The organism is Croceibacter atlanticus HTCC2559, from assembly GCF_000196315.1.
Lineage (GTDB): Bacteria > Bacteroidota > Bacteroidia > Flavobacteriales > Flavobacteriaceae > Croceibacter > Croceibacter atlanticus.
This window is the reverse complement of sequence record NC_014230.1, coordinates 1,123,339-1,140,779: the sequence shown is the minus strand read 5'-3', so window position 1 is coordinate 1,140,779 and position 17,441 is coordinate 1,123,339. Positions and strand designations below refer to the sequence as shown.

The window sequence follows — 17,441 nt, the reverse complement described above, 5'->3', positions numbered from 1 at the left end:
TCACAGCCTTTTTTATCTTAAAACATTTCTATGAAATCAATCTTTACATTTTTAGCAGTTTTAATGGTGATGACGCTTTCAGCACAAAACATCACAATTACACCTGCATCTTTTAACCAAACAGATGAAATTACAATCACATTATCAGGTATAGATGTACAACAACAATGGGGAACCTCAGATGTGTATTTATGGGCTTGGTTTTATGAGCCAAACAGTGATGCTGCAACCAACTCACCAGTAACTGGTAGTGGTGGTTTTGGTAATTCACCAGCTGAAGCACAATTTACAAACAATGGTGATGGTACATATTCTTATGTAATTTCAGACCCTACGCAGTTTTATAATTCTACCAATATAGATCGAATCGGCGTGCTTGCTAAAAGCCAAAATGGAGCTAGCCAAACAGGAGATTTTATATTTAATGTTGGTGTATTTGGATTAAACCTTAACAATCCTACAGAAGCAGTTTCATTTATAGATGCCGGAAACACATTAAGTATTCAAGCTGAAACTGGTGTTACTGCAAATTACGAGCTCTTTGTTAATGGTACTAGTACAGATACTCAAAATGGACTATCTACATATACATATGATGTAGTTATTTCAGAAGATTCAAATTTTGAATTGGTTGCAACAAATCCAGATACTAATGAAACACTTAGTGAAACATTTCAAGTTTTATTAACACCCAACCCTACGTTAGCTGCCGTACCTGCAGGAATGAAAGATGGTATAAATATTTCAGAAGATAACACATCAGTTACATTAGTACTTTATGCACCTAACAAGGACTATGTTCATCTTATTGGTAATTTTAATGGTACAGATTGGGCACTAAGCAATGACTATTTATTAAATTTTGATGAAGCTCAAGACAAACATTGGATTACATTAAACAACCAAACGCCTGGAGAAAATCTTTTGTTTCAATATCTAATTGATACTGAAATTACGATAGCAGACCCTTACTCTACCCTAGTACTTACACCAAACAACGATGTGTTTATTCCAGAAAGCACGTTTCCTAACATTCCTGATTATCCATCAGAAAAAACACAAGATGCAATTAGCTGGGTGATTCCTGGAGCACCAGAATACACGTGGCAAATTGACAATTTCGAAAAGCCTGCAAAAGAAGATTTAGTAGTTTATGAGCTACTTGTAAGAGATTTTGATGACAATAAAAACTTTCAGGATGTTATAGATCGTCTAGATTATCTAGAAACATTAGGGATAAACGCCATTGAATTAATGCCAGTTTCTGAGTTTGATGGAAACATAAGTTGGGGTTACAATCCACAATTTCATATGGCACTAGACAAGGCGTATGGAACACCAGATAAATTTAAAGAACTGGTAGATGAGGCACACGCTAGAGGAATGGCAATTATTCTTGATGTAGTTTACAACCAAGCAACAGGGCAAAACCCATTATACAGAATGTATAACAATTGCAATGGTTGTTATGGTGGTCAAGCAACTGCAGAAAGTCCATATTTTAACCAAGTTGCACAGCACTCTTACAATGTATTTAATGATTTTGACCATAGCAGCAATGCTACAAGACAATATGTAATGCAAACCGCTCAATATTGGATAGAAGAATACAAGATAGATGGTATGCGTTGGGACTTAACTAAAGGGTTTACACAAAATTGCGAAGGTGATGAAGGCTGTACAAACAGCTATAACCAAGACCGCGTAGATGTTTTAAAACTATATGCAGATGCACAATGGGATGTAGATGAAGATTTTCTTATCATTTTTGAACATTTAGGAAATGGAGGTTCAAGACAAGAAGAAATAGAATGGGGTAACTATCGCTTAGATGAAGGAAAAGGTATTATGACGTGGAATAAATTGACAAATCCTTATAACCAAAGTACAATGGGTTATAATACAGAGAATAATATTAGTGGTGTATCTTATATAAATAACAATTTTACCGCACCAACTCAAGTAAGTTATATGGAAAGTCATGACGAAGAACGTCTTAACTATAAAAATTTAGCTTTCGGAAACTCTAATGCGAGTTATGATGCAACAGACTTACCAACGGCATTAGACCGTTTAGAAGCTGCAGGAGCGTTCTTCTTTACGGTTCCAGGTCCTAAGATGATATGGCAATTTGGAGAGCTTGGTTATGAAACAAGTATTTTTACGTGCTCTAACGGTACGTTGCCTACACCTTATGGTAATGACCAATGTAAGCTAGACGAAAAGCCAGACGGTTGGGACTTTCTAAATGATCAAAATAGAGTAGATCTTTATAACACATGGTCTCAATTAATAGCGTTAAAATTAGCAGAGCCAATTTTTAAAACTACAACCTTTACATTAGATGTTGGTAACGCAAATGGTTTAAAGAAAATACAGCTAGAAGATACTAATGCTACAGGAAACTCTATAAGGTATGTCACTGTTTTAGGAAACTTCGGTATTACCACACAAAGTATAAACCCAACATTTCAAGAAACAGGAACTTGGTATAATATGCTAACTAATGAAACTATAGAGGTAACAAACACAGCTAATGAGATAAGTTTAGAACCAGGTCAATTTTACGTGTATGCTAATGAAGCTAATAGCTTGAGTACTCAAGACGTGTCACAACCTTCTTTACTTTCTGTTTACCCTAATCCTGCAACACAAGGATTTAGCGTAACACAGGCATTAGATACTTTAGAGGTTTATGACATGAACGGAAGGTTAATTCTTAAGCAGTCAAACATTTCTACTCAAGACACTATCCAAACAGGTAATTTATCTGAAGGGCTTTATATTGTTAAGGCAACTGCAAAAGGAAATTCTTTTGTAACTAAACTTCAGATTAAAAAATAATCCCAATTCTATTTATTTAAATAGCCTTAAAGCGTTCTTACAATTTGTAGGAACGCTTTTCTATTTTAAAAAACTATAATGCCAAGTTCCTCGTAAGTATCTATAGTTAATAACGATTAATACTTATATTTAGGCAAAAATATAGATCATGAACAAAACATATTACGACCCAGCAGACCTAAGAAAATTTGGAAAAATTACAGAATGGAGCGAAGAGCTAGGTACAAAATTTTTTGATTATTACGGTAAAGTATTTGAGGAAGGCGCATTATCTGCAAGAGAAAAATCTTTAATTGCATTAGCTGTTTCACATGTTGTTAAGTGCCCTTATTGTATAGATGCATATACTAAAGATGGCTTACAGCGTGGTATTACCAAAGAAGAAATGATGGAGTCTGTTCATGTTGGTGCTGCTATTGAGAGTGGCGCGACACTAGTTCATGGTGTACAGATGATGAACAAATATGAGAAACTTTCTCACTAAGATTTTTAATTCTAAAATCTTTTAAAACTGAATTTTTAAATAGCTCTGTGAGTTTAAAACACTAAACTCTCATCTTAAATATTATATTGAATGGCGACTAAGTCTCTAAAGAAACAAGACAGCGAATTAGCAAATGCAAACAGACAGTTAGAAATACTTTCAAACGGAATTTTTCAAAGTGGTGAATTGCCAACTTTTAAAGAAAAAATTTCTGAAATAAACCAATTCCCTTTACGCCCAAAAACCCTTGAGATTTTACAGATGAATTTAGGGTATATGTGTAATCAGGTTTGTGAACACTGTCACGTAGATGCTGGACCAGACCGTAAGGAAATTATGACGGTCGAGACTATGAAACAATGTCTTGAAATTATTAAAACTACAGGAGCACATACGTTAGACCTAACTGGTGGCGCCCCAGAAATGAACCCAAATTTTCGTTGGTTTGTTGAAGAGGCTTCAAAAGCTGGTATTAAAGATTTTATTGTACGTAGTAACCTTACCATTATTCGTGCAAACAAAAAATATTATGACCTTCCAGACTTTTTTAAAGCACACAATGTTCACGTAATATCCTCTATGCCACACTGGACTCGTGGTAAGACAGACAAACAACGTGGTGATGGTGTTTTCGATAAATCTATTAAAGCACTGCAGGAACTAAATGAGCGTGGCTATGGTATGCCAGGAAGCGATTTACGATTAGACCTTGTTTATAACCCTAGTGGAGCCTTTTTACCAGGCGATCAAGCTGCTATGGAGAAAGATTTTAAAAAGGCGTTGCTTGAAGATTTCAACATACAGTTTCACAATCTTTTTGCTATCACTAACTTACCTATTGCGCGTTTCTTAGACTATCTAATAGCTTCAGAAAATTATGAAGATTACATGTATCAATTAGTTGATGCCTATAATCCTGCAGCAGTTGAAAATGTGATGTGTACTAATACAATTTCAATTAGTTGGGATGGTTGGTTGTATGATTGTGATTTTAACCAAATGCTTGGCTTAAAGGTTGCAAGTAAAGTTAAACACGTTTCAGAGTATAATGAAGATTTACTTAATGACAGAAACATAATTATCTCACAACATTGCTATGGCTGTACTGCTGGTGCTGGTAGTAGTTGTCAAGGTACTGTAGCATAAAGGCATTATTTAACTTAGTCGAAAAGCTTTTTTAGGTTAGTCTGGTATTTTCTAAAATTATGAAAACTCTTATTCTGGTTTCGCTATTATTTTTTTCTGCTGGCTCAATGTTGGCCCAAAAAAATATAGATGCACTTTTGGAGCAATATAATACACGTAGTATTCCATACATTTCTGTGCAAGAACTTAAAATGGATGAGGATACTTATACCATTCTCGATACAAGAAAAAAACAGGAGTTTTTAGTTAGCCATTTACCAAATGCCGTTTGGGTTGGTGAACAGCCAAACGACTCTATCTTAAATACATTATCTATTTCAAAATCTAAACCTATTGTAGTGTATTGCTCTGTTGGTATTAGGAGTGAGACTTTTGGCGAAAAGCTAAGCAATAAAGGCTATACCAATATACAGAATTTATATGGTAGTATTTTTGCCTGGAAAGATGCTGGCTTTGCAGTAGTTGATAGTTTAAACAAGAAAACAAATAAGGTTCATGTATTTTCTAAAGTATGGGGAAAGTATTTAAGAACTGGAGATAAAGTATATTAAACATAAACAAGTTATTTTTATAAATAGCGCTCACAAGATTACACACTAATGACCAATACTAAATCTGAAAACCTTCTCTTAATATTTACTAGAAATCCTGAGTTGGGCAAATGTAAAACCCGTTTAGCCAAAACTGTTGGAGATGAGTCTGCCCTCAAAATTTACAAATTCTTATTAGACCATACAGTTTCAATAACTAAACAGTTAGATGTAGATAAAGCTGTATACTATTCTGTAAAAGTGAGAGAAAATGATATTTGGGATGAAACTATATACACCAAATACCAACAGGAAGGTGAAGACCTAGGTATACGTATGCAACATGCATTTGAACAAGGTTTTAAAGATGGCTATAAAAACATTATCATTATAGGAAGTGATATGTATGATATGAGTCAAGAAGATTTAGAAGAGGCGTTTTCTGCATTAAAAAACCATGATGCGGTTGTAGGACCTGCAGAAGATGGCGGATATTATTTATTAGGAATGCGTAGCTTGCAAACTAAAGTCTTCACTAACAAAACTTGGGGTACAGATACTGTACTTGCAAACACTTTAAAAGATTTAGAAGACACCAATGTAAAAGTATTAGCAGAACGAAATGATGTAGATTACTTTAGTGACATTAAACATGTAGACGCGTTTCAGCAATTTTTACCAAATTATTTAGACAAAGATTTTCAATAGATTATGAAAGCATATATAGAAGAAACTTCAGAATATTTAAAAAGTAAAGGATTTACAGCTCCAGATGTGGGTATCATTCTAGGAACTGGTTTAAGTAAAATATTAGAACATATAGACATACAGCACGAAGTTAGTTATAACCACATTCCTAACTTTCCCACTGCTACAGTTGAGTTTCATAAAGGCAAACTTATTTACGGCACTTTAGAAGGTAAGAATGTAATTGTAATGCAAGGTCGTTTTCATTTATATGAAGGTTACACATTAACAGATGTAACCTATCCTGTTCGTGTCATGCACGAGTTGGGCATTAAACACCTTTTGGTAAGTAATGCCTCAGGCGCTATAAACACCAGTTTTAAGAAAGGTGAGATGATGTTGATAGATGATCATATAAACCTACAAGGTGGCTCTCCGCTTGCTTTTAAAGGTGTAGAAAAAATGGGAGAACGTTTTGTAGATATGAGCGCTCCTTATGATAAAGCCATGAGTGCAACAATCGAGAAAATTGCGGCATCTAAAGATATTAATCTACATAAAGGTGTTTACGCTTCTGTATTCGGACCTCAGCTAGAAACTAGAGCAGAATACCGTTACTTAAAGATTATCGGTGCAGATGCAGTAGGAATGAGCACTGTTCCAGAAATTATAGTGGCAAACCACCTAAACTTACCGGTAGCAGCCGTTTCTGTATTAACAGACGAGTGTGACCCAGACAATTTAAAACCTGTAGATATTTCAGAAATCATAGCGATGGCAGAAAAAGCAGAACCACATATGATCACATTATTTACAGAATTAATTAAGACATTATAAGCGTATGGCGTGCCCTAAAGGTCAGGCTTTCGGCAGTCGCTTTTTGCAAAAAAGCAAAAGAGCTTCAACAAAGCCTCAATCCTTCACGCATTAGTCAAACTACAATTTAAAACAAGGTTACAACTATGAGTTATTTAGACACCACACATGATGTTTACAAGGAAGCAGCAATAACACCAGATGTAGGATTATGTTGCACTACAAATCCTATTTGGGAATTACCAGGTTTAAAAATTCCAAAAATCATGCAGGAGATGAACTACGGCTGCGGAAGCACTGTTCACGCTCGCGATTTGTCTAATAACCCTAAAATGCTTTACGTAGGTGTTGGTGGCGGTATGGAGTTATTACAGTTCTCATATTTTAACCGTCAAAAAAATGGTGTCGTTGGTATTGATGTTGTTGATGAAATGCTTGAAGCTTCTCGCAAAAACTTTAAGATTGCCGAAGAACAGAACGATTGGTTTAAAAGTGAGTTTGTAGACCTTAAAAAAGGAGATGCGCTAAACTTACCAGTTGAGGACAACAGTATAGATGTTGCTGCACAAAATTGCTTATTCAATATTTTTAAGGCCGAAGATTTAACACGTGCCATTAAAGAAATGTACCGTGTATTAAAACCACATGGCAAACTTGTAATGAGTGATCCTACTTGCGAGCAAGACATGAATGAAACTCTACGTAATGACGAACGTCTTAGAGCTTTATGCCTTAGTGGTAGTTTACCAATAAAAGAATACGTAAAAGCTTTAACAGATGTAGGTTTTGGCACAATCGAAATTAGAGCAAGAAAACCATACCGCATCTTAAATCCTGGCACATACCCTACAGACGAGTTAATTTACATAGAGTCTATTGAGGTTGCAGCAATTAAAGACCCAATGCCAGAAGATGGCCCTTGTGTATTTACAGGGAAAGCAGCCATTTACTACGGTAAAGACGATTATTTTGATGACAAAAAAGGCCATATTTTATTAAAAAATCAGCCATTGGCAATTTGCGACAAAACAGCTGCTGCATTAAAAGCATTAGGCAGAGATGACATTTACTTTAGCGAGTCTACCTATCATTATGATGGTGGCGGTTGTTGCTAAGTTTTTAATTTTTAAAAAAAGAGTCTCTGTAATGAGGCTCTTTTTAGTTTCCAAAAGATTTAAATACAGCAAATTTATCTATTAGATAAAATTTAATTCCAGAGTCGTTTTCTTCAGAAATTAAGTTTCTCAAATATTGTTCTTCTGCCACATATACAAAGAATGAGGTTGCCTTTGCTTTATCAATTTTAAATTTAGACATCATAAAGAATGAATACTTTTTCTCAAGGTATTCTACATCGGCAGCAACTCTCTCAAAAGCTACCAATTTCTTTAATTTTTTAGTTTTTCCATTTATAGCATTTAGTATAGGGTCTATTTGCAAAGAGCCGCCTAGTAAGCCTAAAAGATGTATTGGTTTAAAATCGCCTGCAGTTAACAACCGTCTTTCAAAAACTGTAGGTTGCATAATACCTGGTTTACTAATTCCTAAAGAGACTGCATTTAAATCTGTCCTATGCGCTAAAACAACCTCATCTAACATATTTATACCTTGTGAAATGTTAATCTCTAACCATTCTTTTTCTATAACCTCTTTTGTTATAATCTGTGTCTTTACAAGTTCATTGGAGTATATGTATTGTAAAGTGTCATTAAGCGCTACAGAAATCTCAAAGAAACCATTGGTGTCAGAATAAACTGTAGTAAAGTTTGCTGTACTGTTTATAATTTTACAGTTAGCAAGTGGTTCGTTATTATGATAAATCAACCCCTTTTTGGAAATTTGGTTTTGTCCAACTATGGTCGTTGTGAGAAATAAAAAGAATAGTATAAAAAGTTTCAATACAAATGTGGTTGTTATTTAAATACGATATTAAAACCATAGCGTTTCAATATCTAACTATTAATAAATCGTATTTACAATTGAAATGATTTAGGTAAGATTTCGACTACTTTTGCAAGGCTTATGAATGATATTTTACAGACCATACAAGACTCCTATTCGGGATATTGGAACTATCTCCTCTCAGAAATCACGAGTTACAACAAATGGGATAACTATTTTTATGGATTAATAATAGTCTCTTTAGTGGTTTGGGGTTTAGAAGTTTTATTTCCTTGGCGTAAGAACCAAAAAATTTTCAGAAAAGACTTCTGGCTAGATACATTTTATATGTTCTTTAATTTCTTTTTATTGAATTTAATTGTGTTCATCGCACTTTCCAACACTGTAGCGTTACTTTTTGATAATTTCTTAAGTCTCTTTGGAGTTAGTTTGGAAAGCGTACAGTTATTTGATGTGGATGCGCTTCCTTATGGCGTAGGATTACTTATTTTCTTTTTAATTTCAGATTTCACACAATGGAATGTGCACCGCCTTTTACACCGAGTTCCTTTTCTATGGAATTTTCATAAACTACACCATTCTGTAAAAGAAATGGGCTTTGCCGCTCATTTACGCTACCATTGGATGGAACCTGTAGTTTATAAATCTGCACTGTATATTCCTATTGCTTTAATTGGTGGTTTTGATGCTGCAGATGTTGCCATTGTGCACTTCTTTGCACTTTCAGTTGGCCATTTAAATCACGCAAATCTTGGTTGGGACTATGGCCCTTTTAAATATATTTTTAATAATCCTAAGATGCACATATGGCATCATGCTAAAGTTTTGCCAAAACATGTAAAGTATGGTGTTAATTACGGACTTACTCTTAGTATATGGGATTACCTTTTTGGTACCAACCATATTCCAGAAGACGGTCGTGATATTGAATTAGGTTTTGATGGTGATGAGCGTTTTCCTAAAGATTTTATTAAACAGGAATTTTATCCTTTAACCAAAACACAAACCAAATGAAGTTAATACTCAAATTCTTAATAATAACCATAACAGTATCTGGATTGCAAAGTTGCGCACTAATTGGTGCTGCAGGTTTAACAAGCCAAGGACAACCAACTAAGAAGGTAGATGGAGATTTAATGTCTACCACTGCAAATTCTCAAGTAAATGTAGACCACAGCGAATGGGATGCCCTTTTAAAGAAACACGTAAACAAAGCAGGTTTTGTAGACTATAAAGGTTTTAAAAACGACAGAGCTGCCTTAGACAGTTATTTAAATACACTGCAATCTTACAAACCTAACAGCAACTGGTCTGTACAAGAACTACTTGCCTATTACATAAATACTTATAATGCCTATACGGTTGATTTAATTTTGAGAAATTATCCAACAAATAGTATACAAGATATAAATGGTGCTTTTACCAATGCATTTATTCCAATTGATGGGAGTATGCTATCCTTGGGATCTCTTGAAAACGGTGTGTTAAGAAAAATGAATGAGCCTAGAATTCATTTTGCTATTAACTGTGCATCATATTCTTGCCCAAAACTTTTAGATGAAGCATATACTGCTGGAAAAATAAACGAACAGTTAGACTTGGTAACTAATGAATTTATAAATTCAGATAAAAATGAGATTTCAGAGAATGCTCCAAAGCTATCTAAGATTTTCAGCTTTTACACCAAAGATTTCGAACCAAACTTGGCAGAATATATTAATAAGTATAGTGATACCAAGATAAATCCTAATGCAGAGATTACGTTTAAGGAATACAATTGGGATCTTAACGAGCAATAAGCACCTTATTTTAAAATAATTGCAAGCCCACTTGGAAACAAGTGGGTTTTTTTAGGTTTTAAAAAACTTTCAAGGTATACTTTCCGTAAGTTTGGTATATGCTTAGTATTATTATTCCAGCGTTAAACGAGGCTGATAACATCACAAATTTACTTCAACATTTAGTTGATAGCTCTACCGCAACTAATATCACAGATATTTCTGTAATAGATGGTGGCAGTACAGATGGCACCCAAGAAGCTGTTTCTAATTTTTTTGCTGATGGCTATAAGATTCAACTTATACCATCTGAAAAAGGGAGAGCTAAACAAATGAATACAGGCGCTAAAAACTCAAAAGGAGACGTGCTTTATTTCTTACACGCAGACTCATTTCCTCCTAAGCATTTTGACACTTACATAATAGAGGAAATACAGAAAGACAATCTTGCTGGTTGTTTTAGAATGCAGTTTGATAACAACCATTGGTGGTTACGTTTAGCAAGTTGGCTAACGCAATTTAGCTGGCGTGCGTGTCGTGGCGGAGATCAAAGTCAATTTATTACAAGAGCTTTATTTAATGAAATTGGAGGTTTTGATGAATCTTTTATCATTTATGAAGACAATATTTTAATTAATGAATTATATGAGCGCAAAGAGTTTGTTGTCATTAATAAAAAGTTAGAATCGTCTGCCAGGTTATATGAAGAACGTGGTGTTTGGTATGTACAATATCACTTCTGGACTATATATGTAAAAAAATGGCTAGGAGCAGATGCTAATGAGCTGTTTGCATATTATTGTAAACATATACGCAGGAAAAATCAAACCGCAATAGCAAAACCACCTGTTAAATGTCCAAAGATTACAGAACCTATAAAGGTATATTCTGATAAATAATTTTAGAGCTGTTAGACTATAGTTCTCTAAAATTAAATCTCTCTTGAATTTTATATCGTTTCGAAATCACATTGATTAATGAGGTTGGGTTACCTTTGCACCATAAATAAACAAAAAATGAGTGTAGAAAGAGTATTACAGCAGCGCAGCAATAACCAATGTGAACTTTGTGGTTCTTCAGAAAAGTTAGGCGTTTACAATGTACCGTCATCTCCTAAAGATGGTGATGAGGCTGCTATTTTGGTTTGTAATACCTGTAACTCTCAAATAAAAAACCCAGACCAAAGAGATCCTAACCATTGGCGCTGTCTTAACGACTCTATGTGGAGTACCGTTCCTGCAGTACAAGTTATGGCCTACAGAATGTTACAACGACTTAAGGCTGAAGGTTGGCCACAAGATTTAATAGATATGATGTATATGGAGGAAGATCAATTAGCTTGGGCAAAAGCTGAAGGTGATGGTGTAGACACTAGCAATCAACTTGTGCATAGGGATAGTAATGGTGTAGTATTGCAAGCAGGCGATAGTGTTGTGCTTATTAAAGATTTAAAGGTAAAAGGAAGTAGTCTTGTAGCCAAGCAAGGTGCTGCAGTAAGGCGAATTTCTTTAGACCACGAAAATGAAAAGTATATTGAAGGCAAGGTTGATGGCCAACAGATAGTAATTATCACAGATTATGTAAAGAAGATTTAACAACCGTATTAGTTTCAGACAACCTGATTAAATACGCTTTTAAAACTTCTGGTTTTTGAGTTCCTATTACAAACTGTTTCTTGTTAATCAAAGTAACTTGTAGCCCTTTTGATCCCTTAATATTATAAACTGTTCCATATTTTGTGGCTAGTCTTATGCCCCAACCTCCTACAAAGCCATAATCTATAACTTTAATAGTTTTAATTTCACTCCAAGTGTACTTACGAGATACCAAAGGTTTGAAGCTAAATGAAATCTCTTCAGAATTTATCTTTGTTTTTAAAGTAAATACTTTTAAAAGCAAACCTAAGCCTCCAAATAAAACTACGATTAAGATTAACACCCAAGTAGGTGCTGGCTTATCTCCAAAAGGCGTTTCAAAAACTTCTTGTTGAATTATAGCATAGCCAAAAACAACAGAAATAACTAATAGTATAGCCCAAAGCCACCATTGGTTAAAATTTTGATGTTCGTTAAAAACCATAATAAAATAAAAAACCGCTTAATCTCTTAAGCGGTTTAAGTTATATAAATTTTAAATTAATTTACAAACGTAGCTCTAGGACCACCACTAGCAAATAATGCTCTCATACGTTCTTTTTGACCTTGTGAAAACATATACATACAATCATCATTAACATAATCCATATAGTTCATAGTCATGTCATTAGACCTACAGTTAACTGTAGGGTATGAAGGGCAACCATAGTTAGGTGCATCAGACGATGGTGTATCTGCAACAAAATCATCTTGTCTACATCTACCATCTCCCCAAATGTGTCTTAAGTTTAACCAATGACCAACTTCATGAGTAGCTGTTCTACCACCATCAAATGGAGAAGAAACAAAACCTGTAGTACCAAAATACTGTGGTGAAACTACAACACCATCTGTATTAGAGTTTCCTCCTGGAAATTGAGCATAACCTAATATTCCTCCACCTATATTACAAACCCAAATATTTAAAGCAGCATTTGGTGTAACAGCATCTGATCCTCCATTAGAAGCATATTTCATAGCATCATTAGTTCCCCAAGATGTTCTTGTGGATGCTACACGTATAACTTGACTTAATGAAAAGTTGATGTTTGAATCTGCCACTAAACCAGCAAATTCTGAAGGCACTTGACTTACGTCTCCATTTGTTGCTCTAAAGTCTTCATTTAAAACAGCAATTTGAGAGTCTATTTGCTGTGCGCTTATATTTTCATTAGCATTATTATAAATAACGTGAACTATAACAGGAATATTTAGTGTCCCTAAGTTATCTTCAGTTGGAGTAGAACCTCCACCATCAGTTCCGCCATTACCGTTTCCGTTTCCATTACCATTTCCTCCACCTGGTTTCTTAGCATTTCTAAGTCTTGTAAACTGCTCTATGGCAAGCATTTTATTATAAAGCGAAGGATTTTCTTTTATTTGTCTTTCTAATACTTCCATCGACTTACATTTTCTAGAGTTCTCTGGTGCATCATAAGCTAAACTTTTATCGCTAGAAGTTGAAAAATCTGAAAGGTCTATAGTTTCAGAAGCAATATTTACTTCATCAGATTGCTGCTCGATAGTATCATTTTCACAGGACACTAAAGCTACACCTAAAGCTAATAGGCAAAATAATTTTTTCATAATAATAAAGGGTTTATTGGTTTGAAAAACGAATGTATTATAAAATACAGTGCAAAAACAATAATCCCGCAAAAATTTACTTTTTTTGCGGGATTATTATCAATTATTAGGTGTTTAGTGTGATATATTGCTATTTCTTTATTTTAGTAAAGAAGTGGTAAAACCAAGGAATAGTTTCAATACCTTTAAAATAATTCCAAACACCAAAATGTTCATTTGGAGAGTGTATGGCATCACTATCTAAACCAAAGCCCATTAAAATTGTCTTACTTTTTAATTCTCTTTCAAAAAGTGATACAATAGGAATACTACCACCACTACGTTGAGGTATAGGCGTTTTCCCGAATGTCTTTTCATAAGCTTTACTTGCAGCTTTATACCCATCACTATCTATTGGCGTAACATATGCTTGACCGCCATGATGAGGCTTAACCTCTACTCTTACACCTTTAGGCGCAAGCTTTTCGAAATGTAGTTTAAACAATGCTGTAATTTCCTGCCAATCTTGATCTGGTACTAAACGCATTGATATTTTCGCAAAAGCTTTACTAGGTATAACCGTTTTTGCTCCTTCTCCTATATAACCACCCCAAATCCCATTAACATCTAGCGTTGGTCGTATAGAATTACGCTCATTAGTGGAGAATCCTTTTTCACCATATACAGCATCTATATCTAAAGCGCTTTTATAGTTTTCTAATGAAAATGGAGCTTCAGCCATTTTTTCACGCTCTTCTACACTTAATTCTTCTACTTTATCATAAAAACCTTCAACAGTAATATGGTTATCATCATCATGTAACGAAGCTATCATCTTCGTTAAGATATTTATAGGATTTGCTACTGCACCGCCATATAAACCACTATGTAAATCTCTATTTGGTCCTGTAACCTCTACCTCAACATAACTTAAACCTCTTAATCCTGTAGTAATGCTTGGCACGTCTTTAGCAATCATTCCCGTATCACTAATTAAAATAACATCATTAGCAAGTTTTTCGCGATTACGCTCTAAAAACCACCCTAAGCTTTCACTACCAACTTCCTCTTCACCTTCAATCATAAACTTAACGTTACACGGCAGCTCATCATTTTTAGTCATGTACTCTAAAGCTTTCACGTGCATATACATTTGGCCTTTATCATCACAAGATCCTCTTGCATAAATAGCACCATCTGGATGCAACTCTGTTTTTTTAATAACAGGCTCAAACGGCGGACTGTCCCATAAATTTACAGGATCTGGCGGTTGCACATCGTAATGACCGTACACAAGTACTGTTGGCAACGATTTATCTTTAATTTTTTCTCCATATACAATAGGATAACCTGGCGTTTCACAAATTTCGACGACATCACATCCTGCTTCTTCTAACCGTTGTTTTACAACATCTGCAGTTTTTATAACATCTGCCTTATATGCTTTATCTGCGCTTATAGATGGAATTTTAAGTAAGTCTACAAGCTCTTGTAGCATACGATCCTTATGTTCTTCTAGGTATTTTTGTATTGTTGCCATAGCATTTTTTTGATGTCTTGTAAAAATACGAAAATCAGTCTCAAATTTCTTATAAAAATTAGGTTTCAATTATAAGAAAATATTTATCTTTGCATTCCTTTTTAGAGGAAGCCTCAATTTATCGAGGAAGTTTTCTAAATAAAATCGCTCGCGGGCGTGGTGGAATTGGTAGACACGCCAGACTTAGGATCTGGTGCCGCAAGGTGTGGAGGTTCGAGTCCTCTCGCCCGCACAAAGAGCTTTAAAATTTATTTTAAAGCTCTTTTTTTTATTAATTATTGAAGCACGTCTTTATTAGACGCCTTAGTAAAACACTGAAAGCTTCAGAATGTATCGAAATAGGTTTTCGGTAGATTCTGAAGCTTTTTTTATATAATTTTAAGTGATGACAACAAACGCCCATAAATTAGAACTTACCAAAGAAGAAATGAGAACACTTGGCTATAAAGCTATAGATGAACTCGTGGAACATTTTGATACTCAAAACTCTAAATTACCAGTAGCCGAAGGCTCAAGAGAAGATATGGACAAGTTGTTTCTTGAAGATGCTCCAGAAGAACCAACAGATGCTATGAGCGTCCTTAATTTTGTGGTAGACAAGGTGATGTCTAACAGTAATATTGTTTCGCATCCAAAATCATACTCTTTTGTTCCAGGACCAAGTAACTATGTAAGCACAATAGCAGATACTTTAGCAACAGGATTTAATGTGTTTTCTGGTGGTTGGGTAGCTTCTCCTGCCGCAGCAGAGTTAGAGATTGTAACAATTAACTGGCTCTTAAAACTGTTTGGTTTTCCCTCTAAACGTGGTGGCGGTATCTTTACTAGTGGCGGCTCTATGGCAAACCTAACAGCAATTGTTACAGCAAGACGTATTAAATGTGGTGAAGACTTTAGTAAAGCTGTTCTTTACCTTAGCGATCAAGCACACTCCTCAAACATTAAAGCTATTACCATTTTAGGGTTTAGAAGAGATCAAATTAGGATCATCCCAACAGATTTAGAGTTTAAAATGTCTCTTAACAAGTTACAGAATGCTATAGCAAAAGATCGTTTACAAGGCTTACAGCCGTTTTGTATTGTAGCGTCTTCTGGAACAACCAATACAGGAACTGTAGATCCATTATTAGAACTTTCTAAAATCTGCAAGAAAGAAAAACTCTGGTTTCATATTGATGGTGCCTATGGCGGTGCAGCAATTTTAGCTAAAAATGGAAAGCAATTGTTAAAAGGAATTGATAAAGCCGATTCCCTAACTGTTGATCCTCACAAATGGTTTTACCAACCTTATGAAATGGGCTGCCTATTAGTAAGAAACAGCAAGTGGTTAAAACATACATTTACAGAAAAACCTGAATATTTAAAAGATGTTGAAGGCAATGATAGTGAGATAAATTTTTACGATCATGGCGTACAACTTACAAGAAGGTTTAGAGCATTAAAATTATATATGTCTGTTAAGACATTTGGGCTAAAAGCTTTTAGAAAAGCAATAGATTATAACTTAAAACTTGCAGAGCAAACAGAGGCTATTTTACGCAAGAGTTCTAAATGGGAAGTAGTATCACCCGCTACACTAGCTGTAATTAATTTTAGATACAACTCAATTAAACTAAACCTTAATGAGGAAGAATTAGATGAGTTGAACCAAAAAATTAGTGAAAAGATAATGGCTTCAAGAGAGGCGCTTCTTGTAACGACAATTCTTCAAAATCAAATTGTGTTGCGCATGTGCTTAATAAACCCGAGAACAACTCTAGAAGATGTAAAAGGGACAATAAATCTGTGTGAGAAATTTGCAGAAGATATACTCAAAAATGCATAAGCCTCTTTGCATAGGGCATCGTGGCGCTAAAAGTCATATTTACGAAAACACACTGCCTTCTATCCAGAAAGCTTTTCAACTTGGCGCAAACGGTGTAGAAATAGATGTACATTGTTGCAAAACTGGAGAAGTTATAGTGTTTCATGACTTAGATTTAAAGCGTTGTTTTAAAGACTCTAGGCTTATAGAAAGTCTCACTTATAATGAATTAAGGACTTTAAGACTAGAAGGTGAATTTATAATTCCTACACTTAACGAAGTACTTGAGATTATCCCTAAAAACGCATATCTAAACATTGAGTTGAAAGGCAGGAACACAGCATTACCGGTTTTTGAACTTCTAAAAACACATACCGCCTTAAACACTAACATTATAATTTCAAGTTTTTACAAACAAGAATTAAAATCATATAGAACATTAGATGCCAATGCAAAACTTGGTGTACTTACTAATTTTAATTTTCAAGAAGCCTTATATTTTTCAGAAACAATAAATGCCTATTCATTTCATCCACATTATAGTTTGTTAAATGAAGATTCTGTTCAATTAATAAAACAAAGAGGCTTAAAAATTTTCACTTGGACGGTAAATACTAATTCTCTTATAAAAACACTTAGCCATCTTCAGGTAGACGCCATCATAACAGATGATCCCTTACTATTTAATTAAGGCTTGCCAACATACATTT

General features: G+C 34.6%; 17 protein-coding genes and 1 tRNA gene. 14 read left to right on the top strand and 4 right to left on the bottom strand.

What is annotated here, in order from left to right:
• Positions 1–30: 30 nt before the first annotated feature.
• From CA2559_RS05075 to arsM, 7 genes are all read left to right on the top strand, one after another.
• Positions 31–2,844, top strand: coding sequence for an alpha-amylase family glycosyl hydrolase (locus CA2559_RS05075; RefSeq protein ID WP_013186774.1), 2,814 nt, complete (start codon positions 31–33; stop codon positions 2,842–2,844).
• A 148-nt stretch (positions 2,845–2,992) separates the two neighbouring features.
• The gene (locus CA2559_RS05070; protein WP_013186773.1) at positions 2,993–3,328 is read left to right on the top strand and encodes an arsenosugar biosynthesis-associated peroxidase-like protein; all 336 of its coding nucleotides are present in this window, start codon (positions 2,993–2,995) and stop codon (positions 3,326–3,328) included.
• A 90-nt stretch (positions 3,329–3,418) separates the two neighbouring features.
• Positions 3,419–4,474 carry an arsenosugar biosynthesis radical SAM (seleno)protein ArsS gene (gene arsS / locus CA2559_RS05065; protein ID WP_013186772.1) on the top strand — a complete coding sequence of 352 codons (1,056 nt, stop codon included), beginning with the start codon at positions 3,419–3,421 and terminating at the stop codon, positions 4,472–4,474.
• Between the two features lie 59 nt (positions 4,475–4,533).
• Entirely contained in the window at positions 4,534–5,025 is a 492-nt protein-coding gene (locus tag CA2559_RS05060; protein WP_013186771.1) for a rhodanese-like domain-containing protein, read from the top strand.
• A 48-nt stretch (positions 5,026–5,073) separates the two neighbouring features.
• A complete protein-coding gene (locus CA2559_RS05055) occupies positions 5,074–5,712 on the top strand; it encodes a TIGR04282 family arsenosugar biosynthesis glycosyltransferase (protein ID WP_013186770.1) in 639 nt (212 codons plus the stop codon).
• Between the two features lie 3 nt (positions 5,713–5,715).
• On the top strand, positions 5,716–6,528 hold the full coding sequence (locus CA2559_RS05050) for a purine-nucleoside phosphorylase (RefSeq protein ID WP_013186769.1): 813 nt from the start codon (positions 5,716–5,718) through the stop codon (positions 6,526–6,528).
• A 125-nt stretch (positions 6,529–6,653) separates the two neighbouring features.
• A complete protein-coding gene (gene arsM / locus CA2559_RS05045; protein ID WP_013186768.1) occupies positions 6,654–7,622 on the top strand; it encodes an arsenosugar biosynthesis arsenite methyltransferase ArsM in 969 nt (322 codons plus the stop codon).
• 43 nt (positions 7,623–7,665) lie between these two features.
• Here arsM and CA2559_RS05040 read toward each other — a convergent pair whose 3' ends face one another.
• The gene (locus tag CA2559_RS05040) at positions 7,666–8,406 is read right to left on the bottom strand and encodes a hypothetical protein (protein ID WP_148232777.1); all 741 of its coding nucleotides are present in this window, start codon (positions 8,404–8,406) and stop codon (positions 7,666–7,668) included.
• 123 nt (positions 8,407–8,529) lie between these two features.
• On the opposite strand from CA2559_RS05040, the gene CA2559_RS05035 reads away from it, so the two are divergent.
• From CA2559_RS05035 to CA2559_RS05020, 4 genes are all read left to right on the top strand, one after another.
• Entirely contained in the window at positions 8,530–9,423 is an 894-nt protein-coding gene (locus CA2559_RS05035) for a sterol desaturase family protein (protein ID WP_041240919.1), read from the top strand.
• The gene (locus CA2559_RS05030; RefSeq protein WP_013186765.1) at positions 9,420–10,208 is read left to right on the top strand and encodes a DUF547 domain-containing protein; all 789 of its coding nucleotides are present in this window, start codon (positions 9,420–9,422) and stop codon (positions 10,206–10,208) included. Before CA2559_RS05035 ends, CA2559_RS05030 begins: the two co-directional genes overlap by 4 nt.
• A 98-nt stretch (positions 10,209–10,306) precedes the next feature.
• A complete protein-coding gene (locus CA2559_RS05025; RefSeq protein ID WP_013186764.1) occupies positions 10,307–11,086 on the top strand; it encodes a TIGR04283 family arsenosugar biosynthesis glycosyltransferase in 780 nt (259 codons plus the stop codon).
• A gap of 117 nt (positions 11,087–11,203) precedes the next feature.
• On the top strand, positions 11,204–11,782 hold the full coding sequence (locus CA2559_RS05020; RefSeq protein ID WP_013186763.1) for a PhnA domain-containing protein: 579 nt from the start codon (positions 11,204–11,206) through the stop codon (positions 11,780–11,782).
• Here CA2559_RS05020 and CA2559_RS05015 read toward each other — a convergent pair.
• The 3 genes from CA2559_RS05015 to CA2559_RS05005 form a co-directional block, all read right to left on the bottom strand.
• Positions 11,757–12,266 carry a hypothetical protein gene (locus tag CA2559_RS05015; protein ID WP_013186762.1) on the bottom strand — a complete coding sequence of 170 codons (510 nt, stop codon included), beginning with the start codon at positions 12,264–12,266 and terminating at the stop codon, positions 11,757–11,759. The genes CA2559_RS05020 and CA2559_RS05015 overlap by 26 nt on opposite strands.
• 56 nt (positions 12,267–12,322) lie before the next feature.
• Positions 12,323–13,408: a zinc metalloprotease gene (locus tag CA2559_RS05010; protein ID WP_013186761.1), complete on the bottom strand. Its 1,086-nt coding sequence runs from the start codon at positions 13,406–13,408 to the stop codon at positions 12,323–12,325.
• 130 nt (positions 13,409–13,538) lie between these two features.
• Complete coding sequence (locus CA2559_RS05005) at positions 13,539–14,927, bottom strand: dipeptidase (protein ID WP_041240918.1); 1,389 nt, start codon at positions 14,925–14,927, stop codon at positions 13,539–13,541.
• Positions 14,928–15,077: 150 nt separating this feature from the next.
• Here CA2559_RS05005 and CA2559_RS05000 point away from each other — a divergent pair.
• From CA2559_RS05000 to CA2559_RS04990, 3 genes are all read left to right on the top strand, one after another.
• Positions 15,078–15,159, top strand: a tRNA-Leu gene (locus tag CA2559_RS05000).
• A 153-nt stretch (positions 15,160–15,312) separates the two neighbouring features.
• A complete protein-coding gene (locus tag CA2559_RS04995; RefSeq protein WP_013186759.1) occupies positions 15,313–16,752 on the top strand; it encodes a pyridoxal phosphate-dependent decarboxylase family protein in 1,440 nt (479 codons plus the stop codon).
• Positions 16,745–17,422, top strand: a complete 678-nt coding sequence (locus tag CA2559_RS04990; RefSeq protein ID WP_013186758.1) for a glycerophosphodiester phosphodiesterase — start codon at positions 16,745–16,747, stop codon at positions 17,420–17,422. The genes CA2559_RS04995 and CA2559_RS04990 overlap by 8 nt, the downstream gene beginning before the upstream one ends.
• The last annotated feature ends 19 nt before the right edge of the window (positions 17,423–17,441 follow it).